This is a genomic window from uncultured Cardiobacterium sp. (genome assembly GCF_938028825.1).
Taxonomy (GTDB): domain Bacteria; phylum Pseudomonadota; class Gammaproteobacteria; order Cardiobacteriales; family Cardiobacteriaceae; genus Cardiobacterium.
In genome coordinates this window covers 145,003-168,643 of sequence record NZ_CALIZP010000022.1, presented here as the reverse complement: position 1 = coordinate 168,643, position 23,641 = coordinate 145,003, and the positions used below count along the sequence as shown (strand labels likewise).

General features: G+C 62.6%; 24 protein-coding genes and 1 pseudogene. 9 read left to right on the top strand and 16 right to left on the bottom strand.

The genetic code is table 11. From position 1 onward, the window contains the following. Positions 1-50: 50 nt before the first annotated feature. The 5 genes from Q0562_RS03785 to Q0562_RS03765 all read right to left on the bottom strand — a co-directional run bounded on the left by Q0562_RS03785 (position 51) and on the right by Q0562_RS03765 (position 3,644). Positions 51-575 (bottom strand): hypothetical protein, encoded by a 525-nt coding sequence (locus Q0562_RS03785; protein WP_298641369.1) that lies wholly within the window; start codon positions 573-575, stop codon positions 51-53. Between the two features lie 97 nt (positions 576-672). Next, positions 673-909 (bottom strand): hypothetical protein, encoded by a 237-nt coding sequence (locus Q0562_RS03780; RefSeq protein ID WP_115610812.1) that lies wholly within the window; start codon positions 907-909, stop codon positions 673-675. 5 nt (positions 910-914) lie between these two features. Further along, positions 915-1,775, bottom strand: coding sequence for an alpha/beta hydrolase (locus Q0562_RS03775; RefSeq protein WP_298641362.1), 861 nt, complete (start codon positions 1,773-1,775; stop codon positions 915-917). Positions 1,776-1,781: 6 nt separating this feature from the next. Further along, entirely contained in the window at positions 1,782-2,834 is a 1,053-nt protein-coding gene (locus Q0562_RS03770) for a homoserine O-succinyltransferase (RefSeq protein ID WP_298641359.1), read from the bottom strand. A gap of 3 nt (positions 2,835-2,837) precedes the next feature. Then, positions 2,838-3,644 carry a hypothetical protein gene (locus Q0562_RS03765; RefSeq protein ID WP_298641356.1) on the bottom strand — a complete coding sequence of 269 codons (807 nt, stop codon included), beginning with the start codon at positions 3,642-3,644 and terminating at the stop codon, positions 2,838-2,840. Positions 3,645-3,735: 91 nt separating this feature from the next. Between Q0562_RS03765 and Q0562_RS03760 the strand changes: the two genes are divergently transcribed. The 8 genes and pseudogenes from Q0562_RS03760 to Q0562_RS03725 all read left to right on the top strand — a co-directional run bounded on the left by Q0562_RS03760 (position 3,736) and on the right by Q0562_RS03725 (position 12,339). After that, complete coding sequence (locus Q0562_RS03760) at positions 3,736-4,287, top strand: methylated-DNA--[protein]-cysteine S-methyltransferase (RefSeq protein ID WP_298641353.1); 552 nt, start codon at positions 3,736-3,738, stop codon at positions 4,285-4,287. 113 nt (positions 4,288-4,400) lie between these two features. Then, on the top strand, positions 4,401-5,264 hold the full coding sequence (locus Q0562_RS03755; RefSeq protein WP_298641350.1) for a 5-bromo-4-chloroindolyl phosphate hydrolysis family protein: 864 nt from the start codon (positions 4,401-4,403) through the stop codon (positions 5,262-5,264). Continuing rightward, positions 5,251-6,348, top strand: a complete 1,098-nt coding sequence (locus Q0562_RS03750; protein ID WP_298641347.1) for a toxic anion resistance protein — start codon at positions 5,251-5,253, stop codon at positions 6,346-6,348. The genes Q0562_RS03755 and Q0562_RS03750 overlap by 14 nt, the downstream gene beginning before the upstream one ends. Continuing rightward, a complete protein-coding gene (locus Q0562_RS03745; RefSeq protein ID WP_298641345.1) occupies positions 6,332-7,255 on the top strand; it encodes an SPFH domain-containing protein in 924 nt (307 codons plus the stop codon). Before Q0562_RS03750 ends, Q0562_RS03745 begins: the two co-directional genes overlap by 17 nt. A 1,551-nt stretch (positions 7,256-8,806) precedes the next feature. After that, positions 8,807-9,184 (top strand): annotated as a pseudogene (locus tag Q0562_RS13740) (lytic transglycosylase domain-containing protein); the annotation flags it as partial. Then, positions 9,181-10,056 carry a lytic transglycosylase domain-containing protein gene (locus Q0562_RS03735; RefSeq protein ID WP_298641340.1) on the top strand — a complete coding sequence of 292 codons (876 nt, stop codon included), beginning with the start codon at positions 9,181-9,183 and terminating at the stop codon, positions 10,054-10,056. The pseudogene Q0562_RS13740 and the gene Q0562_RS03735, both read left to right, overlap by 4 nt. 8 nt (positions 10,057-10,064) lie before the next feature. Continuing rightward, positions 10,065-11,930, top strand: coding sequence for a transglycosylase SLT domain-containing protein (locus tag Q0562_RS03730; RefSeq protein ID WP_298641337.1), 1,866 nt, complete (start codon positions 10,065-10,067; stop codon positions 11,928-11,930). Between the two features lie 10 nt (positions 11,931-11,940). Then, complete coding sequence (locus tag Q0562_RS03725; RefSeq protein ID WP_298641334.1) at positions 11,941-12,339, top strand: MliC family protein; 399 nt, start codon at positions 11,941-11,943, stop codon at positions 12,337-12,339. A 375-nt stretch (positions 12,340-12,714) separates the two neighbouring features. Here Q0562_RS03725 and lpxA read toward each other — a convergent pair whose 3' ends face one another. The 5 genes from lpxA to bamA are packed head-to-tail and all read right to left on the bottom strand — an operon-like array spanning position 12,715 to position 18,003. Next, positions 12,715-13,491, bottom strand: a complete 777-nt coding sequence (gene lpxA, locus Q0562_RS03720) for an acyl-ACP--UDP-N-acetylglucosamine O-acyltransferase (protein ID WP_298641331.1) — start codon at positions 13,489-13,491, stop codon at positions 12,715-12,717. 2 nt (positions 13,492-13,493) lie between these two features. After that, positions 13,494-13,967, bottom strand: a complete 474-nt coding sequence (gene fabZ, locus Q0562_RS03715) for a 3-hydroxyacyl-ACP dehydratase FabZ (protein ID WP_366144689.1) — start codon at positions 13,965-13,967, stop codon at positions 13,494-13,496. A 7-nt stretch (positions 13,968-13,974) separates the two neighbouring features. Then, complete coding sequence (gene lpxD / locus Q0562_RS03710; protein WP_298641328.1) at positions 13,975-14,949, bottom strand: UDP-3-O-(3-hydroxymyristoyl)glucosamine N-acyltransferase; 975 nt, start codon at positions 14,947-14,949, stop codon at positions 13,975-13,977. Continuing rightward, positions 14,946-15,659 (bottom strand): OmpH family outer membrane protein, encoded by a 714-nt coding sequence (locus Q0562_RS03705; RefSeq protein ID WP_298641325.1) that lies wholly within the window; start codon positions 15,657-15,659, stop codon positions 14,946-14,948. The genes lpxD and Q0562_RS03705 overlap by 4 nt, the downstream gene beginning before the upstream one ends. A gap of 49 nt (positions 15,660-15,708) precedes the next feature. Next, a complete protein-coding gene (gene bamA, locus Q0562_RS03700; RefSeq protein ID WP_298641397.1) occupies positions 15,709-18,003 on the bottom strand; it encodes an outer membrane protein assembly factor BamA in 2,295 nt (764 codons plus the stop codon). A gap of 127 nt (positions 18,004-18,130) precedes the next feature. Between bamA and Q0562_RS03695 the strand changes: the two genes are divergently transcribed. Beyond that, positions 18,131-18,508 carry a VOC family protein gene (locus Q0562_RS03695; RefSeq protein ID WP_298641322.1) on the top strand — a complete coding sequence of 126 codons (378 nt, stop codon included), beginning with the start codon at positions 18,131-18,133 and terminating at the stop codon, positions 18,506-18,508. A gap of 6 nt (positions 18,509-18,514) precedes the next feature. Here the strand turns inward: Q0562_RS03695 and Q0562_RS03690 are convergent, their stop codons facing one another. From Q0562_RS03690 to Q0562_RS03665, 6 genes are all read right to left on the bottom strand, one after another. Then, positions 18,515-19,279, bottom strand: coding sequence for a DUF4261 domain-containing protein (locus tag Q0562_RS03690; protein ID WP_298641319.1), 765 nt, complete (start codon positions 19,277-19,279; stop codon positions 18,515-18,517). 112 nt (positions 19,280-19,391) lie between these two features. Next, a complete protein-coding gene (locus tag Q0562_RS03685) occupies positions 19,392-19,913 on the bottom strand; it encodes a hypothetical protein (RefSeq protein ID WP_298641316.1) in 522 nt (173 codons plus the stop codon). A gap of 75 nt (positions 19,914-19,988) precedes the next feature. Further along, positions 19,989-20,780, bottom strand: a complete 792-nt coding sequence (locus Q0562_RS03680; RefSeq protein ID WP_298641314.1) for a pseudouridine synthase — start codon at positions 20,778-20,780, stop codon at positions 19,989-19,991. Further along, the gene (gene scpB / locus Q0562_RS03675) at positions 20,777-21,289 is read right to left on the bottom strand and encodes an SMC-Scp complex subunit ScpB (protein ID WP_298641312.1); all 513 of its coding nucleotides are present in this window, start codon (positions 21,287-21,289) and stop codon (positions 20,777-20,779) included. Before scpB ends, Q0562_RS03680 begins: the two co-directional genes overlap by 4 nt. Positions 21,290-21,509: 220 nt before the next feature. Continuing rightward, positions 21,510-23,057 (bottom strand): tannase/feruloyl esterase family alpha/beta hydrolase, encoded by a 1,548-nt coding sequence (locus Q0562_RS03670; RefSeq protein WP_366144692.1) that lies wholly within the window; start codon positions 23,055-23,057, stop codon positions 21,510-21,512. 22 nt (positions 23,058-23,079) lie between these two features. Beyond that, a complete protein-coding gene (locus Q0562_RS03665) occupies positions 23,080-23,586 on the bottom strand; it encodes a phenolic acid decarboxylase (RefSeq protein ID WP_298641306.1) in 507 nt (168 codons plus the stop codon). Between the last annotated feature and the right edge of the window lie 55 nt (positions 23,587-23,641).

Genomic DNA, 23,641 nt, shown 5'->3' with positions numbered 1-23,641 from the left:
TTTTCGGCGGGAGGGAAAGGGCGTGGTTGAGCCGCTTGGTAGCTACTGCGTCAGGCCAGTTCCGCATTGAGGATTTCCCGCTGTTTGCCGTCGGCGGCGGTCAGCGTAATGGCAATGGCGTCGAAGCCGTCTTGTTGCAAGCGGGCAAAGGGGATGGTTTCGCCGCTGGTCAGCGCCACGTTGCCGTTTCCGTCGGCGAAGTCGTCGCGTTCTTCTTCGTAGTCGATGTTGTAGTAGAGACGGATACCGATTTGGCCGGGCGCTGCGTCCAGATCCTGCAAAGGGCGGTCGTTGTGCTGCGCGGCGCTGTACTCGTCGCAGAGCATGGCGTTGTAGCCGTGCCGGCAGCCGTCAAACAGCAGGATTTCCCGCCCGCTTGCCACGGCGACGGCGGTGATTTTGGCCGGTGCGAAGTCGGTGTCGGTAATCAGGTTTTCGTAGAGGGTGCCGTAGTAGCGGATGCGGAAGCAGTCGGTGCCGTCGGCGGCGAGGGTGAAGCGGTGTTCGATGCCGCGCGCGTCGCGGTGCAGGCTGCCGGGTTTGACATAGGGTTGCAGGTGGGGCGGGATGGGCATGGTGCGGTTTCGCCGACTTGTGGTTTGGGGACGCAGGGAGGGCTTCAGTCCGCCGCAGTAATGTTGATGGCGGGCTGAAGCCCGCCCTGCGGTCATTTCAGAACCAGATGACTTTGCGGCGGTTTCTGGGGGTGAAGGTGCCGCCGACCATTTCGCAGTTGCTTTGTGTCATTTCTTCGCGGTATTCGCGGCCGTCGGCGCGGATGCCGCGACAGTCGCCTTTGGAGAGGTTGTGTTTGCCGACGGCGGCGGTGGTGTCGCCCCGGGCGCAGGCGGTGAGGGTGAGGGCGGCGGCGAGGCCGAGGGTGAGCAGGGTTTTGTTCATGCGGTTCATGTGTTTTATGGGGTTTGTGCGGGTTGGTGTTGGTGGAAGGTTTGGATGGCCGCCCAGAGGATGTCCGGCTGGGCTTTGATGGCTTCGTGTCCGGCGAAGGGGATGTGCAGCAGGTGCGCGGCAGGGTTTTGTTTGCGCAGCGCCGCCCAGTCGGGCAGGTTCAGCAGGAAATCGTCTTCGCCACGTACTGCCAGGATGGGTTGTTTGATGGCGGCGACGCGTTCATTGGGGTAGCCCGTCGTGCTGTTATCCAGCCACAAGCGGCGCAGGTCGGCAGTCAGGGTGGCGAGGTCGGGCTGCGGGTTTTGTTGTTCGTAAGCGGCGACTTGGGCGGGCATATTTTCGCGGAGGAAGTCGGGGGTGAGGCTTTCGTACATGTCGCGCGCGGGTTCGATTTGGCTGCTGTGCCAGTTGGCGCCGACGGTCAGGATGCTTTGTACGCGTTCGTCGTTGAGGGCGAGGTGGTAGGCAGCGGTGCCGCCATCGCTGAAGCCGAGGATGTGGTAGGTGTTGAGGCGGAGGGTGTCGATGAGGTGTTTGGCGTCAGCGGCGATTTGCGCGTAAGTGAGGGGGACGCTGCCGCGTGTGGATTGGCCGTGGCCACGCGTGTCGTTTTCGATGACGCGGTAGTGTGGGTGCAGGCGCGGCAGGAGCGGGGCGAAGTCGTCTGCCGCTGTGCCCAGTCCGCCGTGCAGGAGGAGGAGCGCAGGGGCGTCGGTTTTGCCGTTGTCGCGGTAGTGGAGGATGGCGTCGTGGTAGGTGTGGCTGGTCATGGGTTTTTCTTGGCTGGGTTGGGCTTCGCTCAGGCGCGGGGTGAGGGCGGCAATGGCGGCAGCAGTGAGCAGGGTACGGCGGCCGGTTTTCATGCGCTGTCAGCGACGCAGGCGGCCCAGCGGGTCGGCGGGGTCGATGCCGTCCATGAATTGCAGGCGTCTGTCGCGGTGGGTGAGTTGGTAAACGAGGCCGAGCCAGTTGGCGAAGAGGGCCTTGGCGGTGTCGCGCCAGGTAACGTCCACTTCTTCGAGCAGTGCCGCTTCGGGGAAGTCACCGCTGGGCGCGCCGCTTGCGAGGTAGGCGTTGGCGAGGCGGGTGCCCGCCGGGGTGAGGTAGTGTTCGGGCAGGTAGGGCGCGCGGTCGCTGTCGCCTGCGCGGTAGTGTTGCAGGTCGCGGCGGTATTCTTTGAGCAGGCTGTTGCGGTCGTATTCGGGGTGGCCCTGGAAGTAGATTTGCCGGAAGCCGTCCGGCGAGCTGGCCATCGCCACGCCGCTTTCTTCGCCGGCAACGAGGACGGGCAGGCCGCAGGCGGCGAAGGATTCGGCGGCGACGTCATTCCAGCGGGAATGCGGCATGTCGAAACGGGTGTTGATGTTGGCAAGCATGGGGTGGCTGCGGTCTTGTACGCGGTGGCTGTACACGCCGAAGAGTTTGTTTTTGCGGCGCAGGCGCGGGATGCCGTAGAAGTGGCGCAGGGCGAGGTGCGAGGCGAGGCAGGAGCAGAGGACGGAGGTGACGTTTTGGTCCGCCCAGTCGAAGACGCGCCGGACATGCGGCCAGTAATCCTCTTGGGCAAGGTCGGCGTGGACGGGGTTGGTGCCGGTGAAGATGAGGGCATCCAGCCCTTCGGCGGCGAGGTCGTCGAAGTTTTCGTAGTGGGTGTCGATGTAGGCCTGGATGTCGGCGCTGCGCGGTACGCCGGGGACGGTGAAGATGTGGACGTAGAACTGGGCGATGCGGTTCGAGTTGCCGATGAGGCGCAAGAATTGGCGCTCGGTGGCTTTGAGTGCGCCGTCGGGCATGATGTTGAGGAGGCCGATGTGCAACTCGCGGATGTCCTGGCGGTGGGCGCGTTCGACGTCGAGGATTTCCTGGCCTTCGGCGCGCAGGCGGTCAAGGGCTTCGAGGGGGCGGTGGGCGACGAGCGGCATGGGTCAGTTCCTTTGTGCGGCGTTGAGCAGGTCGTGGAAATCGGCGGCGTCGCGCAGTTGCCAGATGTCGCGCGCGTTCAGGATGATGCCGCCGTATTGGGCGACGAGCGCGCGGTAGCGCTCGCGGCGGTGTGCCATCATGCGCGGGGTGACGTAGCGGATGAAGTCGTCGGATTCGAAGCGGTCGGGGGTGAGGCCGCCTTTCATCAGGCTGTATTCGCCAATCATTTCTTGCAGGAACTGCGGGTGGTAGCAGATGGGTTTGGGGTAGGCGATGGCGCGCGCTTCGAGTTCGGCGTAGTGGGCTTCGTCGGTGTCGATGTAGATGTAGCAGGTGTGCGCAGCCAGCGTCCGGAACATGGCGGGGTCGTCGATTTCGCAGATACTGCCGCCCGCGTCGTTAATGAAGGCTTTGTAGCCGTAGAGGCGCTCGGCCCGCTCGATGAAGGCGGGTACGTCGCCCATCGCCGCCTGTTCGGCGGCGCGGAAGAGGTGCTGCCGGGCGATGAAGATGCGGGCGTCGTAGCCGTCGCGCCCCAGTTTGCCGATGTAGGCGGAGAGGATGTGCAGCCGCTCGATGCTGACTTTGCCTTCCACGCTCACGGCATCGTCACGCAAGAGGGCGGCGAGGGTGGGTTCGCGGCGGGCGAGTTCGGTCAGCCAGTCGCTGATGGGTTCGTTCAGGTAGCGGGTGGCGATGCGGTAGTCGCCGGAGTAGTGGAACCAGCCGGCGGCGGCGAGCATGGTCGCCAGGGTGGTTTTGCCTACACCTGAGGTGCCCATCAGGGTGATGCGGGATATTGGGGGCATGTCGTCATCCGTTTGCACAAAAAACGCGCGCTATATTAGCACCCGCCCGCTAAAATGGATTTTCCCCCCTTCTTCACCGTAACCGCCGCTTATGAATGTCATCCGCACCCAGGTTTACCCGTCCCCCACCGGCGATTTGCTGCTCGGCGACTGGCGGGGCAAACTCGTCCTCTGCGACTGGCTGCTGGCCGCGAACGGTTATGCGGCCGACGACCGCGTGCCGCAGCGTCTCGGGGCGACGGTGCAAGAAGCGGCGACGGCGCTGTTGCAGGAAGCAGCGGCGCAGTTGAACGCCTATTTCGTCGGCCGCCTGCGCACCTTCACCCTGCCGCTTTATGGCGCGGGCACGCCCTTCCAGCAGCGCGTCTGGCAGGCACTCAGAGCAATCCCCTACGGCGCGACGCGCAGTTATCAGGACATCGCCTGTGCCGTCGGCAACCCGCGCGGCACACGGGCAGTGGCGAACGCCATCCGCCACAACCCGCTCTCCGTCATCGTCCCCTGCCACCGCGTCATCGGCAAAAACGGGCAGCTCACCGGCTACAACGGCGGCACCGCCGCGCTCTATATCAAGGAACGGCTGCTGGCGCTGGAACAGCGCGTCGCCGCAAGCCCCACACCGCACCTGACAAAACCGTTATAATCGCCGCCATCCCGCAACCGCCTGAACCATATGAATTCCTTCCCCCGCCTGCTCGGCTTCATCCTGCTATTCAGCGCCATTTTCATCCCCGCCTGCATGGGAATCTTCCGCTGATGCCCCGCGACCACAAAGCCATCGTCAAGCAGCAATACCTCGGCATACGCGGCATGGCGCTCTACCTCGTGCAAATCCCGCTGTGGCTGCTCATCCCGCTCAACCTGATCCTTTTCCGGCCGCTGCCCATCCTCAGCGCGGGCATCGCCGCCGCCCTGCTCTGCTACGCCGCTTACCTCACCCAGCAGCACTACCGCTCACGCCGCGACAACTACATCAAAACCGGGCAGGAGCACGCCGACGAAGATAACCGCCCCTACGCCCTCGGCTTCACCGCGCTCGCCGCTGCCGTGCTTGCCTTCACTGCCCGCCCGCAGCCGCTCTTCGCCCTGCTGAACGCGCTGGTTGCCGCCGCCGGTTACTACCTCAGCTATCTTTATGACGACACCCCGGCCGCCGACGTGCGCCCGCCGCGCGACATCCCCGCCGCCCTGAACGACACCCTGCGCAAGATGCTGGCGGATGGCTACGACGCCGTTGAGCAACTCGAACACTACACCAAACGCCTGCAACTGCTCGCCGAAGAGCGCGGCATCGCCGGCAAACTCGGCAACATCACCGCCCGGGCGCGCGCCATCATCAAACACATCGGATCTGACGCCGAACGCATCCGCGCCGCGCGCAGCTTCCTCATCGTCCACCTCGGCGAACTGAAAAACATCAGCGCCCAATACCTCGCCGACATCGGCAATCCCGGCCACGACGCACAACAAACCCGCTTCCTCACCCTGCTGGATGACAGCGAACAGGCCTTCACCGCGCAACACCTGCAACTGACGAGCCAGGAACAAATCCGCCTCGACACGCAAATGCAAGTCCTGCGCGAACAACTCAACCCGAGCCAAACCCATGACCCACACTGAACTCACCATCACGACGGCCACCGCCCCGGCGCACCTTGACGACGTGCGCGTCAAACAACTCGCGCAAACCCTCAACATCACCGACACCAACAGCATCCTCAACTTCGGTGCCGCCGCGCAAAAACAGCTCACCGCCGTCGCCGACACCATGCTCACCGACATCAAAAGCGAAGACGCGGGCAAAGCGGGACAACTGCTTTCCAACATGGTCTCGCTGCTGCGCGGCTTCCAGGGCGCGGAACTCAAAGTGCAGGAAAAACCCTCGTTCATGGCGCGCCTCTTCAACAAAGCCAAGCCGCTGCAAACCTTCCTGCAAAAATTCGACACCATCAGCGAACAAATCGACCAAATCAGCAACGCCCTCGAAAGCCACAAACAAAAACTGCTGGTGGACATCAAATCGCTGGACAAACTCTACGACGCCAACCTCGACTACTACCGCGAACTCGAATACCACATCGCCGCCGCCGAAAACGTGCTGGCCACGACCGACGCCGAAGTCCTGCCCGCGCTCGCCAAAGCCGCCGAAGACGGCGAAATGGAAAGCGCGCAACGCCTGCGCGACCGGCAAATGCAGCGCGACGAACTCGACCGCCGCCTGCACGACCTGCGCCTGACCAAACAAGTCTCGATGCAAGCCCTGCCGAGCATTCGCATGGTGCAGGAAAACAACAAAGGCCTCGTCAACAAAATCAACACCACCCTCGTCAATACCGTGCCGCTGTGGCGGCAACAACTCGCCCAGTCCATCGCCATCTACCGTTCCGGCGAAGCGGCGATCGCCCTCAAACAAAGCAGCGACCTCACCAACGAACTGCTCACCGCCAACGCCGAAAACCTGAAAATCGCCAACCGCGAAAGCCGCACCCAGCTCGAACGCGGCGTTTTCGACATTGCCTCCGTCGAAAAAGCCAACCAAATGCTCATCGAAACCATCGAAGAAAGCATCCAGATTCACGAAACCGGCCGCAAACAACGCCAGGAAGCCGCCGAAAAACTGCTCGCCGCCGAAGAAGCCCTCAAACAGAGCCTGAAATCGGCCGCGCAAATCACCCAGGAAACCCCGCATGAAAGGACTGTTTGACACCCTGCTCAACAAAATCCGGCCCATCGTCAGTGCGCGGCCACGCGTCCTAGCCGCGCACTTCCCGCCGGACAGCCTGCTCTACCATTACAGCCAGTACAACCTGCTCGAAAGCAGCACCCTGCACATCGACGCGGGGCAAGTCGCCTACCTCATCATCAACGAACAATACACCCCCGCCTATCGCGAAGGCGAATACCCGCTTGACCCGGATAACATCCCGCAGACCGAAACCGCCGACATCCTCTTCCTCAACACCGTCGCCATCGCCAACCGCCTCTGGCAAAGCGCCTACCAGCCCTCGCAGCGCCCGCTGGACCAGCCGCTTTCCGGCACATACAGCGTCAGCATCCATGATGCCGATGCGGTTTGCCGCACCGTCATCGAACACCAGGCCATCAACCTGGATGACGAACTCATCGACCAATGGGTGAGTTACACCATCGATCACACCCTCATCAACGAACACATCAGCGCGGACGACATCGAAAACCAGGCTGAAGCCCTGCAAAACTTCCTCAAAGCCCGCCTGCGCACCCAGCTCAACGCCCAGGGCCTCACTCTGCACGATCTGCGTATTGGCCGCCGACCGCCCGCTGTCAAAGCCGAGCGTGAACGCCGCCCCGCCTACCGCGCCCCCCCCGTTTTCGCCCCGGCGCGCGAAGCCGCCCCCGCCGCGACTGCCACCATTGCCGCCAACAACAGCGGCGACACCCCGCGCAGCCCGCTGTCCGAAGACAAAATCTACTACCGCGTCCACCACGGCCAGCAAATCGGCCCATTGAGCGCACTCGATATCCAGAAACTCATCGACGAAGGCCAAATCCTCGCGCGCGACCTGCTCTGGCAAAAAGGCATGACCGCCTGGCTGCCCGCCCAGGCATTCAGCCACTTCAACTGGAACTGATCCCACATGGAAAAACCCTATAACAAGGCCGGAAGCCTCGCCCTGTGCATCCTGCTCGCCCTCAACCACCCCACCGCCCACGCCCAGGACGCCACCGCCGGCCTTTACATCTGCACCGGCGCCGACGGCATGAACAACATCACCAGCCAGCCAAGCGGCGGAAACTGCCGCCCCTACCAAAAAGGCGCTATCGGCGGCGATAGTGCGCCAGCACCCGCTGCCTCCGCAATGCCCGTCACCCAACCGACCCCGCAACCCGCGCCCATGCCGCTTGCCGCCCCGCCTGCCAACGACGACGGCGGTTTTACCTGGGACGACGGCGACACCCCCGCCGCCGCCCCGCAACCTGCCAAAACCCCGACGCGGAAAACCCCCGCTGCCCAACCGGCTCCACAAGCCGCTGCGGCCCCCGTTGCCCCGGTAAGCGAAAATAACGACGACAGCGGTTTCACCTGGGACGACGGCGACGCTCCGGCCAAACCTGCCGCCCCCGCCAAAGTGGACAAAAAAGTAGCTGGCAAAAAAGACAAACCCGCCGCCAAAGACGCCGCCACCGCAGACAAAAAACCATCCGCCGCGCCGCAAGCAGCGGCACCCGCAGCCCCATCCACCACAGCGGCGAACAACCCCCTCTTCCCGCCCGCGCCCGGCTACACCAGCGCCCCGCAAGGCAGCGGCAAATACTACCAACACATCGCGCGCGGCAACGGCAAAGCCCCCGCCCAGCCCACGGCTCCCGCCGCCGAACAAGAAGAAAAAACCATCGCCACCGTCACCCCGCAGGGCACACAAATCTGGATGTGCCCGCAACTCGACGGTACCCCGACCATCATCGAGACCGCCACTCCGCCGCAGGGCAACTGCCAGCCGCTGGGACGCAAAGGCACAAGCGGCGACATATCCGCCCCCGCCCCGCCCGCGCCGAACCGGGGCAAACCGCTGGTTGGCGAAAGCACCCCGCAAGAAGCCCCGGCACAAGACATCTACAAATGCTTCGACAACGACGGCAAACCCAACTTCGTTCCTGCCGACAAACGCGACAAATACAAAGGCTGCACCTTCTTCTCGCGCTCATACAGCGGCGTCAAACAACAATTCATCCAGCAGGCCAACCAGACCCAGTCGCTGGAAGCCCTTGCCAGCGCCGGCGTCCAGAAAAACAAAGACGGCAAAACCACGGGCGGCCCCGGCCTGCAATGCACCGGCGCCGGTGCCGTGACCTTCAACGGCGAAACCCGCGAATTCAACTGCGCTACCCGCTCCTTCGACTACACCCCCGGCACCAGCGGCGGTGAAGCGCGCCTCGGCAGCCGCCAGACCAGCATCGCCGCGCACAACCTCGACTACCTCAACACCCAGGGCAGTTGCGGCGGCACCGTTACCAGCGAAAACGGTCGCGTCTTCCACCTCGAACCCACCAAAGACTGCCCGCAGTCCTACATCATCGAAGCCGAACGTATCGCCGCCGAGGTACGCAGAGAACTCAACATCAACGTCAGCGGCGCCTTCCGCGAACGCCAGCGCAACCTCAGCGCGCAAATCAACCAGATTGCGCTGGAAATCGGCGTCGAACCGCACTTCGTCCACGCCATCATCTCGGCCGAATCCGCTTACAAACCCGGCGCCAAATCCCACGCCGGCGCGATGGGCCTGATGCAGCTCATGCCCGGCACCGCCCGCCGCTTCGGCGTCACCGAACCGTACAACACCGGACAAAACGTCCGGGGCGGCGCGACCTACCTCAAATGGCTGCTCAACGAATTCGACGGCGACATGCAACTGGCGGCAGCGGGCTACAACGCGGGCGAAGGCAACGTTCGCAAATACGGGCGGAAAATCCCGCCCTTCATCGAAACCCGCGCCTACGTGCCGAAAGTCATGGAGTACTACCGCCGCTACAAAAACAACCCCAGCGAGATCGGCCTATGACGCGGCATGACCCATCGCCTGCGCCGCCCGCCAACCGCGCAGAAACCCCGCTTGACCGCTTGCAGGCGGCGTTTCTTCCCCGCCTCGCTGCCATCCTCCTCGCCTGCACCCTCATCCGGGGCGCACACGCCGCCACCTGCGGCACCGTCGTCTATCAGGGCAAAAAAACCAATATCTCCTGCCGCGTCGCCCTGCCTGGCGGCAAAAAACCGTCGAAGCCTGCGCAACCCGCCGCCGCGCCTGCGACCACCACCGGCAACGCGACCGCCCAGCCCGCATTACTCAACAACAGCCCGGCAGCCGCGGCCAAACCCGCCGCTCCTGCCTACGGCACGGGCTATTGCACCCGCACCGGCACCTTCAACGGCAGAAAAATCAAAGTCCGCCAACACTGCCCGCTCCTGCCGCTCAGCCCGCTTGCCACCCCCAACGTGCGCGAACCCAGCGGCGACTTCAAAACCCGCCAGACACAGCACAAACAACTCATCAACCAGCTGGCCGCCAAATACCAAATAGACCCCGCACTGGTTCACGCCGTCATCAGCGTCGAATCCGGCTACCAAAGCAACGCCCGCTCCCACGCCGGTGCCATCGGCATGATGCAGCTCATGCCCGGCACTGCCAGCGAACTTAACGTTGCCGACCCCTACGACCCTGCGCGCAACATCGAAGGCGGCATCAAATACCTCAGCCAACAACTGCAACGCTACCAAAACACCGAACTCGCGCTGGCCGCCTACAATGCCGGCCCGCAAAGCATCCTGCGCTACGGCGGGCAAATCCCGCCGTACAACGAAACCCGCGCCTACGTCAAACGCGTCATGCACTACAAAGAACGCTACCAGAACGACTGGCAACAACACATCAAATAAGGCACACCATGCACAAACTCCTGCTTACCCTCGTCCTCAGCCTCGGCGGCCTCACTGACAGCAACGCCGAAAACATCCTTGACGCCGAAAACGCCATCAAAAACGGTGCCCCGCTTGCGGCCTACCAGCATCTCGCGCCGCACCCGCTCTATCCCTACCTGCAAGCGCGCGCCTACCGCGACGACCCCGCCACCCCGGTCGAGACCATCGTCGCCTTCCTCAAACAATACCCGGCCGACCCCTTCTCCACCCAGCTTGCCAAACAAAAATTCCCGCTGTGGCTCGCCAGCGGCAACAACGACGCCATCATTGCCGCCTACAGTGCCGACTACGCCGATGCCGGCATCGAATGCGACTACCGCCTGGCTCAACTCAACAAAAACCACACCCGCGCTGCCACGCAAAAACTCGACGAACTCTGGGAACAGGACAAAAACCTCGACGCCGAATGCAACACCCTCTTTGACCGCCTCGCCCACGGCGGCCACATCAGCGAAACCCAGACCGCCGCGCGCTTCCGCCAGGCGATGGAACAAAACAACCGCCTGATCGCCAGCTACCTTGCCGGCGCCCTGCATGGGGCCGCCGCCCAGGCTGCGCAAACCTGGCTCGACATCGACCAGGGCAACCTGCCGCTGGATGCCGCCTACAACCTTGCCCCCGACTGGCGCAGCGCCCTGCTCGCGCAACAACTCGGCAAACGCCTGAAAAAAGACCCAGGCGCCGTCGCCCAGGCTGCAAACGCCGCCGCCTTCGGCTACCTCTCGAACCCCAAAGACGCGGGCAAACTCTACAACCCGCTCCTGCGCAAACTCGCCGACAACGACGATCCGCACACCCTCACCATCTGGAATGCCATCCCCGCTGGCGAACACGAAGACAACACCATCTACGACCTCATCGCCTACGACCTGCGCCGCAGCGACTGGCGCGGCCTCGCCTCGCACCTCGGCAAACTCGGCCCCGAAGCACAAGACAAAGCCGAAATCCAATACTGGCTCGGCAAAGCCCTCGAAAAAAACGGTGACCGCGCCGGTGCCGACACACACTACCGCCGCGCCGCCAGCAAACGCGACTTCTACGGCTTCCTCGCCGCCGAAAAACTCGGCGAAACCTTCCGCCTGAACGACCGCCCCGTGCGCCGTGACCAGCACTACACCGCCATCGTCGGCCGTCCCGCCGCCTACCGCGCCCGCATCTTCCGTAACCTCGGCGACGACGCCCGTGCCAGCCAGGAATGGCAGGCATTCACCAAAAACCTCAGCCCCGCCGAAAACGCCCAGGCCGCCCTCTACGCCAGCGAAATCGGCTGGAACATCCAGGCCATCACCACCCTCAGCAAAGGCAAAAACTGGGACGCCCTCGAACTGCGCTTCCCCGTCGCCTACGAAAACCAGGTACGCCAACTCGCCAGCCGCCACGGCATCAGCCCAGCACAAATACTGGCCATCATCCGCAAAGAAAGCATCTTCCAGCCGGGCATCGCCTCCAAAGCGGGCGCCATCGGCCTCATGCAAGTCATGCCAGCGACCGCCAGCCACACCGCCCAAAAAAACGGCATCCCGTACAGCGGCAAATGGCAACTGACCGAACCGGACACCAACCTCGAAATCGGCAGCCAGTACCTCGCCGACCGCCTGAACGAATTCGGTCACCTCGCCTACGCGGCGGCGGCCTACAACGCCGGGCCCGCACGCGTGCGCCAATGGCAGGCACAATTTGCCGGCCTGCCGCTAGACGAATGGATTGCACAAATCCCGTTCAACGAAACCCGCGACTACGTCAAACGCGTCCTCGAATACGAAAAAGTGTACGAATACCGCCTCGGCCTGCCGCACACCTCCTACAACAACGGCGCCGTCCGCCTGTGGTAAAGGAACAGCCATGAACAACAAACAACTCGCCCCCGTCCTTATTCTCTCCCTGCTGCTCACCGCCTGCGGCAGCGGCAACCCAACCCCGCCACACATCACCCTGGAAAGCGAAACATCGGACGAACTGCCCGAATACCAGCACACGCCCCGCCAGCTCGACCTGCCCATCACCAACCAGTGGGACAACTGGCACTGCAACGAAGGCGACCTCACCGTGCGCTACGCCGACAGCAGCAAAGCGCGCCTGCAAGTGCGCTACGCAGGCGGCGAACAAACCCTGGAAGCGCGCCCCGGCAACAACCCCGCCACCTTTGAAAACGGCCAGCTCGCCTTCCACAGCGACGGCAAACAGGCCGTCCTCGCCCGCCCGGCCTCAGCCGACATCCTCATGAGCGGCTGCCGCCCCTGATATAGACAAACCGCTGAAAAAGATAATGACGCAAGGCGGGCATCAACCCGCCATTTGCATTGCTGCGGCGGGCGACCGCCACCCTGCGGCAGGTTTTTATAGTGGATCAAGCTGGAAATAGTACAGAATTATCATTTCTGCCGTAGGTAGAAAATTCAAGTAAATAGAACAAGAACATATTGATTTATATAAAGAATCTGGATTCCCGCTTTCGCAGGAATGACGATATTTAGCTGTCATATTCTTAGATGAAATCACTATATAGTCGTTTCAATAGAAGCGGTATGGGCAAACCCTGCCAACACCGCATCACTTCTGCCTGAAACGGCTATAAAAAAGCCCGCCGTTTGCCGGCGGGCTTTTGCCGTGGCTGTTTCAGCGGGTCAGGCCGCGTTTGCCGACCATGTTGTTGAGGAAGGTGGCGATTTTTTCCGCCGGGGCGGATTCGGCGGCAAGGGCGTTGATTTTCTCGCGCGCTTCGTCCAGCAGCAGGTTTTCCTGGTAGAGATGGTGGTGGCAGCGCTTGATCATGGCGATGTCTTCGGCGCTGAAATGGTGGCGTTTCAGCCCTTCGAGATTGATGCCCGCGATGCGCGCCGGGGATTCGACCACAAGCGAGTAAGGCGCGACGTTTTGTTTGACCCCCGCGCAGTAGCCGACCATGGTGTAGGCGCCGATGTGCACGAACTGGTACACCAGCGCGAAGCCGCCCATGACGACATGGTCTTCGATGTGGACATGGCCGGCGAGGGTAACGTTGTTGGCGAAGGTGGTGTCGTTGCCAATGACGCAGTCATGCGCGAGGTGGACGTAGGCCATGATCCAGTTGTCGTTGCCGAGAATGGTGGTCCCAATGTCCTGCACGGTGCCCCGGTTGAAGGTGGTGTATTCGCGGATGGTGTTGTTGTCGCCGATGTGCAGGGTGGTCGCTTCGCCGCCGTATTTTTTGTCCTGTGGTGCGGCACCCAGCGAGGCGAAGGGGTAGATGTGGTTGTTTTTGCCGATGCGGGTCGGGCCTTCGATGACAACGTGCGGGGCGATGGTGGTGCCGCTGTCAATGTGCACGTCTGCGCCGATGACGCTGTATGCACCGATATTGACGTCCGGCGCGAGTTCGGCTTTGGGGTCGATGATGGCGGTTGGGTGGATCATGTTTATCCTCCTCTGCCTGCAGTGGTACACATGATTTCCGCTTCGCAAACGAGTTTGTCGTCTACGTGCGCTTCGGCGTTAAATGACCAGATGCCACGCCGTGAGCGGATAATGTTGATGTCGAAATGCAGTTGGTCGCCGGGGACAACGGTTTTGCGGAAGCGGGCTTTGTCAATGCCGACGAAGAAGTAGATGTTGTCTTCTTCGGGGATGTCGGGCAGGCCGAGTTCTTTACGGCCGCTTTTTACGCCGAGGATGCCGGCGGCTTGCGCCATGGCCTCGATGACCAGTACGCCGGGCATGACGGCTTTACCGGGGAAGTGTCCCTGAAAGAAGGGTTCGTTAGCACTGACGTTTTTGATGGCTTTGATGTATTTGCCAACTTCGATGTCGGTGACGCGGTCTATCAGCAGGAAGGGGTAGCGGTGCGGCAGGTAGCGGCGGATTTCTTCGATATCCATGATGGTGGGGTGCATAGCGGGCTCACTTTTCTTTGGCTAGGAATTTGAGTTTGGCGAAGAATTTTTTCCATTGCAACGCGGGCATGGCCGGGATGCCGGAGGAGTAGGCACCCGGCTGGTGGATGCTTTTGCTGATGGAGGAGTGTCCGGTGAATTGGGCGCCGTCGCAGATGGTGATGTGGCCGGTGAAAACGCAGGCACCGCCGACGACGCAGTATTTGCCGAAGGTGACAGAGCCGGCAATCACGGCAGAACCGGCGATGACGGTGTGGTCGCCGATGTGGACGTTATGCCCGATCTGGATGTGGTTGTCGAGTTTGACGCCGTTGCCGATAACGGTGTCGCTGACCGCGCCCCGGTCGATGGTGGTGCAGGCGCCGATTTCGACGTCATCGCCGATGCGCACCCCGCCGAGCTGGGCGACGGGCAGCCAGCGGCCGTCTTCAAAGTTGTTGCCGAAGCCGCGCTCGCCGATGACGGCGTTGGCGAGGATATTGGCGCGCGCGCCGATGGTTGTATTTTCGAGGATGCGTACGCCGGAGCCGATGCGGCTGTCTGCGCCGATGCTGACGCCGGCCGCGAGGTAGGCGAGCGGGGCGATGCGGCAGCCGTCGCCGATGTGCGCGCCCGCACCGATGACGGCACCGGCACCGATGCCGACGTTTTTTCCGATGACGGCATCGGGGGCAATGTGTGCCTGCGGCGAGATGACGGGCGGCGGCGGGGGTGGGGCGAAGTCGTCGGCGAGGAGGCGCCAGGCGCGTTTGACGTCGCTGACGATGATTTGCGTCATCGGGGCTTCTGGGCAGGCTTCGCCGACGAGGACGGCGGCGAGGCGGCTCGTCGCCAGGTAGGGACGGTAGTGCGCGTCGGCGAGGAAGCCGATTTCGCCCGCTTGCCCGTCTTGCAAGGTGCCGACGCCGCAAATGGGGGTGGCGGGGTCGCCGTGGAGGGTGCCGCCGAGACGGGCGGCGAGGTCGCCTGCGTTGGTTTTCATGGTGTTCCTGCCTTGTTTTGCAGTCGCCGGATGATGAGCGGGCTGAGGTCGGCGCGTTCGCTGACGTAGAAGACGCCGATGTCGTTGAGGATGATGTCGTAGCCCGCTTCTTTGGCATGGGTGAGGATTTCGTCGCCGATCATTTTTTGCAGCTTGGCCATTTCTTCGTTGCGGCGGACGTTGATGTTGTCGCGGTAGTCGCTGTCGCGGCGGCTGACGTCGCGGCGCTTGTTGATGACCTGGCGTTCGAGTTCGTTGTAGGCATCGCCGTGGCGGGTGGTTTCGAGGCGGCGCTCCATGTCGCGCAATTCGCTCTGCGCCTGCAAGAGGGCGTCGCGCTCGACGCCGAATTCGCGTTCGAGGCGTTCGTTGATTTCGTCGCGCTGCGGTGCGGCGGCCATGATGCGGCGGAAGTTGACGAAGCCGATACGCAGGTCGGCGGGGTCAACGGCGGCGGTGGCCGGGACGGTTTCAGCGGTCTTTGCCCCGCTTGCGGCGGGGACGGCCGTAGCGGCGTTGTAGTCATTGCCATCTGCCCCGCTTGCAGCGGGGGTGGCGGTGTTGCTGTCGCCGCTGTTTGCCCCGCTTGCGGCGGCAGGCGGGGTGGTGTTGCCGTTTGCGGCGGGGGTGGCTGCCGGGGCGGTTTCGGCGGCGGCAGCGGGCAGGGCGGCGGCGAGGGCGAGGAGTGCCGCCAGCGGTAGTATTTTCATGGTGTGGCCGATGGGTGATGCCGCGTCGTCCGTGCGGCGGCGGGTGGGGTCAGAAGCCCATGCCGAAGCTGAACTGGAAGGCTTCTTTTTCGTCGCCGTCTTTTTTCTTGATCGGCACGGCGTAGCTGAGGTTGAGCGGGCCGAGCGGCGACATCCACTGCACGAAGAGGCCGCCGGAGTAGCGGAAATCGCCGAGGTCGAAGTCGCCGACTTTGCTGTACACGTTACCGAAATCGACGAAGGTGCCGACGCGGACGTTGTTGGATTTTTCGCTGATTTTCCACGGGGTCATCAGCTCGACGCCGCCGACGGTGCGGAAGTCGCCGCCGGAGGTGTCGCCGTTGCTGTAACGCGGGCCGAGCGAGCTGTGCTCGAAACCGCGCACGGTGGTGAGGCCGCCCGCGTAGTAGTGGCGGTAGAACGGCAGGTCGTCGGTTTTGCCGTAGCCGGCGCCGTAGGCGATGTCGCCGCGCAGGCCGAGGATGAGGCTTTTGTCGTCGTTGAGCGGGAAATAGGTGCGGTTGCGGTAGCCGATTTTGTAGTAGGTGTCGGTCGCGCCGGGCAGGGTGATTTCGCCGCTGATTTTGTTCAGGCTGCCTTTAGTCGGCAGGTAGGTGTTGTCCTGGGTGTCTTTGCTCCACGCGAGTGTCAGCACGCCTTCTTTGTAGCGGCGGCCTTTTTTGTCGAGGTAGTCGGTGATTTCGCTCGCGACGTTGTCGCCGGTGTTGATTTTCAGGGTGCGGTAGCCGCCGCCGAAATAGACGTTCTGGTATTCGGTGAGCGGGTAGCCGAAGGTGACGGTGGCGTCCAGGGTGTCCGCCGCCCAGTCGGAGAGGCGCTCTTTGCGGTAGTTGGTTTTGCTGTAATCGAAGGCATAGTTGATGCTGACGCCGTCGGCGGTGAAATAGGGGTCGGTGAAGTCGAAGCCGTAGCGTTCTTCGGACGAGCTTTTGCCGAAGTTGATGCCGAGGGTGTTGCCGGTGCCGAGGAAGTTGTTGTCGTTGTATTCGAGGTTGAAGAGTGCGCCGCTGCTTTGTCCGTAGCCGACGCCGCCCTGGATGCTGCTGGTGCTGCGTTCGGTGATTTTGTATTCGAGATCCACCTGGTCGGGCGAGCCGGGCACGGGGTGGATGGACTGTTCGAGGGATTCCACCTGCGGCAGGCGGCGCAGGCGCTCTTCCGAGCGGGCGACATCGGAGCCGGAATAGAGGCTGGCTTCCTGCTGGCGCAGTTCGCGGCGCAGGACGCGGTCGTAGGTCTTGGTGTTGCCGGTGAAGCCGATTTGCCGCACGTAGGTTTTGATGCCGGGGGTAACGAGGATGTCGAAGCCGACTTCGCCGCTCAGTTTGTCGGCGTTCGGCACGATGTTCACCTGCGCCTGGGCGTAGCCTTCGTCGGCGAGGCGGGTGCGCAGCGCGTCGGTGGTTTTGCGCACTTCGCTGCGGTTGTAGCGGTCGCCCGGCTTGAAGGTGATGAGCGATTCCAGCTCGGTGCGCGGCACGATGAGGTCGCCCTGCAACTGGTAGCCCTTGACGCGGTACACCTTGCCTTCGTCCACGTTGATGGTGAGATAAATCCATTTGCGGTCGGGCGAGAGCGAGACTTGCGTCGAGGTGACGGCAAAATCCATGAAGCCCCGGTCACGGTAGAAAGATTCGAGGCGATCAATATCCGCTTGCAGCTTGTCGCGGTCGTACTGATCCGACTTGGTCAGCCAGGAATTCCAGCGCGGCGTCGAGGTGTCGAAGAGGGAAATGAGCTGCTTGTCGGAGTAAATCTTGTTGCCGACGATGTCGATCTGCTTGATGCGGCTGGAACGGCCCTCGCTGATGTCCAGATCAATGGCGACGCGGCCGCGCGGCAGCTGGCGCACCTTCGGCTCGATTTTCACCGCGTACTTGCTGCGCGCCTGATACTGCTCGGTGAGTTCCTGCACCAGCTGCTGCAACATCTGCGGGTTATACGCCTGCCCCTCGCTGATGCCGGCGGCGGACAGCGCCTTTTGCAAATCCTCCGATTTCAGGTCGCGGTTGCCTTTGAGATTGACCTCGGCGATGACGGGGAATTCCTCCACCTGCACCACCAGCACATTGCCGTCTCTGGCGAGGCGGACTTGCGAGAAGAGGTTGGATTTATACAGCGCGTCAATGGCCTGGGCGCTGTTTGCCATATCAAACTGCTCACCGGCGGTAACGGGCAAATACGTGAAGACCGTACCGGCGGAAATCCGCTGCAACCCTTCAATACGGATATCAGCGACGCGGAAAGATTCGGCCTGCGCCGAAAGGGACAAAAACAGGGCTGCGGCACAGGGTAAAACCTGCGTTTTCAGCGAATTGCGCATAGGAAAAACCATCCGGATGTGATTGATTTGGAAGGGCGGCATGATAACAAAGGGCAGAAAAGGCGGCAATGAAGCGCGGGCAGGGAACGGGCATAATCACGGCTTTGCACAAGCAGGGGGAAAGACGATGAAAATGCACCATGTGGCGCTGATTGCCGCCGACTACGCGCGCAGCAAGCGCTTTTACACCGAAATCCTGGGGCTGGAAATACTCGCCGAGCACTACCGCGCCGCGCGCGATTCGTGGAAACTCGATCTCGGCAGCGGCGGGCACTACCTGCTCGAACTCTTTTCCTTCCCCGCCCCGCCGCCACGCGCGAACAGCCCGGAAGCCTGCGGCCTGCGCCATCTCGCCTTCGCGGTGGACGACGTGGCCGCACAGCGGGCGGCGTTGCAGGCGAAAGGCGTCGCCTGCGAAGCGGTGCGCATCGACGAATACACCGGCAAACCGTTCTTCTTTATCAAGGACCCGGACGGGCTGCCGATTGAGTTTTATCAGGCATGAAGCGGCTCAATAGGCGATTTTCAGCGTTTCTGCGGCAACACCGGCGACGCGCGGCGAGCGGGTAATCGCCAGTTTTTCGTCTTCGCTGAAGCCGATGGTTTCGCCGTCGCGTAGGGTTACATCGTTGGCGATGAGGTAATCGCAGATGCTGCACAAAAAAACGTGCAACTCGCTCACGTCGTGGCGGCTGGCGAGGATTTCCAGCTCCATTTTGCCGAACTGTTCCAGGCCGATGGTGTAGGCATTGCTGCCGTCTTCGTCGTGCAGGTAGTACACGCCGATAAAAATCCACGCCATGACGGGCAGCTTACCGTGGCGCAGGCCGTCGCAGGCATCGCGGTAAAAAGTGGGGGCGAAGACGGTGCCGGAGGTGTACACGCCGAGGGCGTTGTCATCGTGGAGGCAGGCGCAGACGAGTTTGCTGTACAGGCTCATTACCGCAACGGGGTTCGCGGCATCGCCGCCAAGCGGCATGACCACGACCAGCAGATGCGCCTGATGCCGGCGTGCAGCCCCGACAGCATCCCAGCGGCAATAGTGGAAGGCGGCATTCAGCGCGACCCGTTCGGCTTCACCGCCGGGAACGGGCGCAGGCATCAGCGCCACCGAGCAGAGCAGGCCGTTGACGTTGAACATCAGCGTAGTTTCCGAAACGCTCAGTGTGCCGTCGGCATCGGGCACGATGCCCCAGTCGCGTTGCAGGGCGGCAAGAATGCGGGCGGGGTCGTAGCGGTTTTCTTTGAGCAGGACGAAGCCCTGGGCGTGTCGCATGGGGTTCTCCGGTTGTATGGGAATTGTCGGCGGGATGGTTGCCGGGTTTAGGGCGCCCGCCAAGCGGCGTCGTTACCGGGTTCGCGCCAGGCGGATGGTCGCCGGTTCTTTTTTACAGGCGTGTGCAGATGGTTTTAGCCATTTCCGGCCCACCGGCGCGTTCCAGTTGGGTTTGCCGCATGGTGTTGCCTTCAATGCTGTCAACACGCAGGACGATATTGGCGTCCACCTCGGTGTTTTCATCCGGTTTGAGGATGGCGGCAATTTCTTGTTCCAATTCACGCACCTTTGCTTTGGTTGTGATCAGTTTTTGTATTTCCGGATCATGGGCCGGGGTAAGCGGGTCGTCCCGCCAGGTCAGGCTGAGTGTGTCGCCATCCAGTTTCCAGCTGCCGTACGAAGGCTGTGTGTAGCGGAAGGTCAGATTTTGCACGCGGAATGTGTATTTTCCTGCGTTTTCGGCACGGTGATCGGCGTGCAGTGTCACGGTGTCGTCTGTGGTGGCGATGATGGCGTCGCCCGGGTATTCAGTAACGCATTGCCAGCGTCCGGTGATTTGCGCTTCGCTGATGTTGTTGGCGGCAGCGAGGGCAGGTATGGCGGCGCACAGCAGCAGGATGTGGTGTTTTTTCATGATATTTCCTTTGGATAGTTGGGAGATGGATTGGCCTGTATGTGAAAGGCTGCCAAGCAGGGGCGTTACGCGTTTTCAGCGCGGGCCCGGGGTGCGGGCAGGGCCTTTTTTCTGGCGCAGCGGTTCGAGCAGGGCGTTGGTTTCGCCGGGGGTAAGCAGGCGGTAGCGGCCTTGTGCGAGCTCTTTCGGCAGGTAGAGGTTGCCGAAGCGGATGCGTTTCAGGCGGCTGACCCGGCAGCCGACGGCTTCCCACAGGCGGCGCACTTCGCGGTTGCGGCCTTCTTTGAGGGTAACGCTGAAATAGCGGTTGTACTGGCTGTCGTCTTCGTGCAGGGCTTGCAGCGGCACGATGTCGTCGAATCTGGCGAAGCCGTCTTCGAGTTCGAGGCCGTGGCGCAGCGCTTCCAGGGTGCTCTCGCTGACATCACCGGCGACGCGCACCCAGTATTCGCGCGGGATTTCGCTACCGGGGTGCATCAGGCAGTGGGCGAGGGCACCGTCGTTGGTGAAAAGCAGGAGGCCGGCGGTGTTGAGGTCGAGGCGGCCGATGCTGACCCAGCGGCCCTGCCGTATTTTCGGCAGGCGGTCGAAGACGCTGCGGCGGCCTTCGGGGTCGCGGCGGGTGCAGATTTCGCCCGGCGGTTTGTGGTACATCAGGATTTGGCGCGGGGTTTCGCGTTCGGGTGAGGTGTGCAGCGGGTGGCCATCCAGGCTGAAGCGTTCCTGTCCGCTGACGGGCTGGCCGATGACGGCGGGTTTGCCGTTCACTTTGAGGCGGCCGTCGCGGATCCAGCCTTCGATTGCGCGGCGCGAGCCGTGGCCGCGCGCGGCCAGCCATTTCTGGATGCGTTCTTTTTCTTCTTTCATGCGGGTTCTCCGTCTTCTTCGGGTAGGGCGGGCAGCGCGTCAAGGCCGGCCACGGAAAAGTCGTTCAGGAATTGGGTGGTGGTCGCCAGCAGTTCGGGGCGGCCGGGCACTTCTTTGGTGCCGATGACTTCGATCCATTCGAGGTCGAAGAGCTGGCGGTAGATGCCGCTGCCGGTGGTCACGCCGCGCACGGCGTCAATTTCAGCGCGGGTGACGGGCTGGTGGTAGGCGATGTAGGCCAGCGTTTCCCAGAAGGCGCGCGAGTAGCGCACCGGCTGGGCTTCGGCGAAGGCGGCGACGGCCTCGAAATAGTCGGGGCGCAGTTGCAGGCGCCAGCCGTCTTTGACGCAGACGAGCGTCATCGCCGAGGTTTCATAACGCGCGGCGAGGTCGTCGAGCGCGGTGCGGACGGCGTCCTCCGTGGTGGCGAGCGCCTGCGCGAGTTGGGCGGCGCTCACGGCTTCGTCACGGGTGAAGAGGATGGCTTCGATGCGGCGGGAGAGGTGCAAGGGGATTCCTTATGGACGAGAGGGGTGGCGGGGCGGATTGTGCCCGCCCCGGCCTTTATATAAGGGAAGGCATTATACGTTGGCACCGTTTCCGCCCGGAAACATTCGCCGCTGCCGCAGCGGCGCATGACCGCCCCGAAAGCAGAAAACCCGCCGCACCACGCAAAAATGGCGGGCCGAAGCCCGCCTGACGAAGACTTTATTCTTTCCCGGCCCGGGACTATTCGCAGCGATAGCTGCCGTCTTTGTACATCGTCACTTGCGGATAGGCACAGAGCGGCATTTCCTGATTCGGGAAGGCTTTGCCGCGCGCGGTGAGCGCATTCGGCGCTTCGCCCTTGTCCTGCCAGTTTTCCAGCGCGGTGAGCGGGTCGAAATCGTCATAGGCTTGGCCGCCGCCGCAGTGGTTCATGCCCGGCACCATGAACAAGCGGCTAAAGCTGGCCGCATCGGCAGTGTCCTGTTGCAGTGTTTTGTACCACGCGACCTGGTCTTTGGCGGAGAAGACGGGGTCGGAAACGCCGGTAACGACGATGAGTTTGCCGCCGCCCGCCTTGAAGCTGCTGAGGTCGGTGCTGATGGCGTCGTTGAGCGCGCCGGTCTGGTAGGTTTTTAGCGGGTCGCGGTCGAAGTCGAATTTTTCTAAATTGAAATCGGGTACGGCCGGGGTCATGAAGTACCACAGCAGCGAGCCTGCACCAAGGCTGACGTTGCGCGCATCCGCTTTGCCTGTTTGCGAGGTGCCCAGTTTCCAAGCGCGCCAGTCGGGCTGGTTCAGCCCCGTGTCGTAGTACCAGCCGCTGTAGATGGGGTTGCCCTTGCTGTCGTGCGCGCCGTCCATCACGGCTTTGAGCGCGGCGATTTTGGCTTGGGGCAGGTCGAGGCTGTCGGGCTGGAAGTCGCAGTTTTCCCAGGCGTTGATGATGCCGTCGGCGCGGCCGTCTTTGCTGTCGCATTGTTTGAGGACGGCGGCGCTGACTTTGTCGAGATCTTCTTGGGTCAGCGCGTTGGCGAGGATTTTTTCGCCTTTGTCGTTGGTCGGCGCGATTTTCATGAGCTGCTGGTAGTCCCACTGTTGGGCGACGGCAGCACGCGAGAGACGGAAGCCGGGGTTGGCGGCGATGACGCCGTCAAATTCCAGCGGATAGCGCTGCGCGGCAATCAGTGCTTCCCGTCCGCCATTCGAGCAGCCCATGAAGGTGCTGTGTTTGGGGGCTTGCTGGTAGTGCTGCCGGATAAGCGCTTTGGCGACGGTGGTCACTTTGCCGGTCGCCTGATAGGCAAAGTCGAGGCGCGCCTGCTGGTCGGCGCCGAAATCAGGGGTAGGCGTAGGATGGCCGCCATCCATGCTGACCACGGCATAGCCGCGCATCAGCGCCGGGGTGGCGGTGGAACTGCGCACGGGGATGTTGCCGACCGCCGGGGCGACGAAGCCGTCCACGCCACCGCCCCCCTGGAAGAGGAAGCGCTGGTTCCAGTTTTCCGGCAGGCGCAGTTGGAATTTGATGCCGTAATGCTTGCCGTCGGCACCAGTGCGCGCACCGATTTCTCCGCTGACAACGCAATGCGGCCGTGCTTTTTGTGCAGCGGCAGAGCCGCCGGTGAGGGCGGCCATGTTGTCGCCATCGATGGCGCCGTCTGACCAGGTGACGCTATTGATGACGGTATCAGGCAGCGTGGTTTGTTGCAGGGCGAGGCAGTTTTTTTCGTCGGCCTGGGCGGTGAGCGCGACGGCGGCGACGGCGAGGGCGGGCAGGGTTTTGGTCATCATCATGGCGGCTCCGGCGGGTTCAGCTCAGGTTGGCGGGAAAATCGGCGGGCAGTTCGCTCGCGGCGCAGTTGATGATGCTGTCGTCGTTTTCCCCGCAGTCGCGGATGAAGGTGATGGTGGCGAATTCGTCGATGACTTCGGTCGGGTAGGCGGGGCCGGCGGCACGGTATTGTTCCATCAGCGCGATGTGCTCGTTCTGGAAGCAGACGGTTTTCTGCGGGTCGTTGATGACCCAGCGCGGGAAGAAGATGGTGCCGTGGAAGAGGCGGTCGCCGAGGTTGGCGATGAGGCTGACATCGGTGCCGGTCGGTTCGGTCCAGGAGATTTTGTAGCTGTCGGCGCCGACTCTGGCGATATACACGCGCTGGTCCTTGACCCAGCGGTTGCCGACGATGCCGCTGTGGATGCGGTAATCCAGCGTCTGCGCGTTCTTGACGTAGATTTCGTAGTTCCAGCCGTTGTCGTAGGTATAGACCAGGTGCTTGCCGAGCAGGCCGCGCAAATCGTGTTTGTCGAAAGTTGTCATGGGGTTCTCCGTTTTGTGTGTGCGGCCATGATAGCGCTGCCGCTTTTAGGGAAAA

Coding starts and splice junctions, on each gene's coding strand:
- Q0562_RS03765 (WP_298641356.1), bottom strand. CDS start 3,644: ATGCCCCCAATATCCCGCATCACCCTGATGGGCACCTCAGGTGTAGGC.
- lpxA (WP_298641331.1), bottom strand. CDS start 13,491: ATGATCCACCCAACCGCCATCATCGACCCCAAAGCCGAACTCGCGCCG.
- Q0562_RS03685 (WP_298641316.1), bottom strand. CDS start 19,913: ATGAAAAAACACCACATCCTGCTGCTGTGCGCCGCCATACCTGCCCTC.
- Q0562_RS03705 (WP_298641325.1), bottom strand. CDS start 15,659: ATGAAAATACTACCGCTGGCGGCACTCCTCGCCCTCGCCGCCGCCCTG.
- Q0562_RS03665 (WP_298641306.1), bottom strand. CDS start 23,586: ATGACAACTTTCGACAAACACGATTTGCGCGGCCTGCTCGGCAAGCAC.
- Q0562_RS03695 (WP_298641322.1), top strand. CDS start 18,131: ATGAAAATGCACCATGTGGCGCTGATTGCCGCCGACTACGCGCGCAGC.
- Q0562_RS03770 (WP_298641359.1), bottom strand. CDS start 2,834: ATGCCGCTCGTCGCCCACCGCCCCCTCGAAGCCCTTGACCGCCTGCGC.
- Q0562_RS03690 (WP_298641319.1), bottom strand. CDS start 19,279: ATGCGACACGCCCAGGGCTTCGTCCTGCTCAAAGAAAACCGCTACGAC.
- Q0562_RS03670 (WP_366144692.1), bottom strand. CDS start 23,057: ATGACCAAAACCCTGCCCGCCCTCGCCGTCGCCGCCGTCGCGCTCACC.
- Q0562_RS03775 (WP_298641362.1), bottom strand. CDS start 1,775: ATGAAAACCGGCCGCCGTACCCTGCTCACTGCTGCCGCCATTGCCGCC.
- Q0562_RS03785 (WP_298641369.1), bottom strand. CDS start 575: ATGCCCATCCCGCCCCACCTGCAACCCTATGTCAAACCCGGCAGCCTG.
- Q0562_RS03755 (WP_298641350.1), top strand. CDS start 4,401: ATGCCCCGCGACCACAAAGCCATCGTCAAGCAGCAATACCTCGGCATA.
- Q0562_RS03680 (WP_298641314.1), bottom strand. CDS start 20,780: ATGAAAGAAGAAAAAGAACGCATCCAGAAATGGCTGGCCGCGCGCGGC.
- Q0562_RS03760 (WP_298641353.1), top strand. CDS start 3,736: ATGAATGTCATCCGCACCCAGGTTTACCCGTCCCCCACCGGCGATTTG.
- Q0562_RS03780 (WP_115610812.1), bottom strand. CDS start 909: ATGAACCGCATGAACAAAACCCTGCTCACCCTCGGCCTCGCCGCCGCC.
- Q0562_RS03725 (WP_298641334.1), top strand. CDS start 11,941: ATGAACAACAAACAACTCGCCCCCGTCCTTATTCTCTCCCTGCTGCTC.
- bamA (WP_298641397.1), bottom strand. CDS start 18,003: ATGCGCAATTCGCTGAAAACGCAGGTTTTACCCTGTGCCGCAGCCCTG.
- Q0562_RS03730 (WP_298641337.1), top strand. CDS start 10,065: ATGCACAAACTCCTGCTTACCCTCGTCCTCAGCCTCGGCGGCCTCACT.
- lpxD (WP_298641328.1), bottom strand. CDS start 14,949: ATGAAAACCAACGCAGGCGACCTCGCCGCCCGTCTCGGCGGCACCCTC.
- fabZ (WP_366144689.1), bottom strand. CDS start 13,967: ATGCACCCCACCATCATGGATATCGAAGAAATCCGCCGCTACCTGCCG.
- Q0562_RS03750 (WP_298641347.1), top strand. CDS start 5,251: ATGACCCACACTGAACTCACCATCACGACGGCCACCGCCCCGGCGCAC.
- Q0562_RS03745 (WP_298641345.1), top strand. CDS start 6,332: ATGAAAGGACTGTTTGACACCCTGCTCAACAAAATCCGGCCCATCGTC.
- Q0562_RS03735 (WP_298641340.1), top strand. CDS start 9,181: ATGACGCGGCATGACCCATCGCCTGCGCCGCCCGCCAACCGCGCAGAA.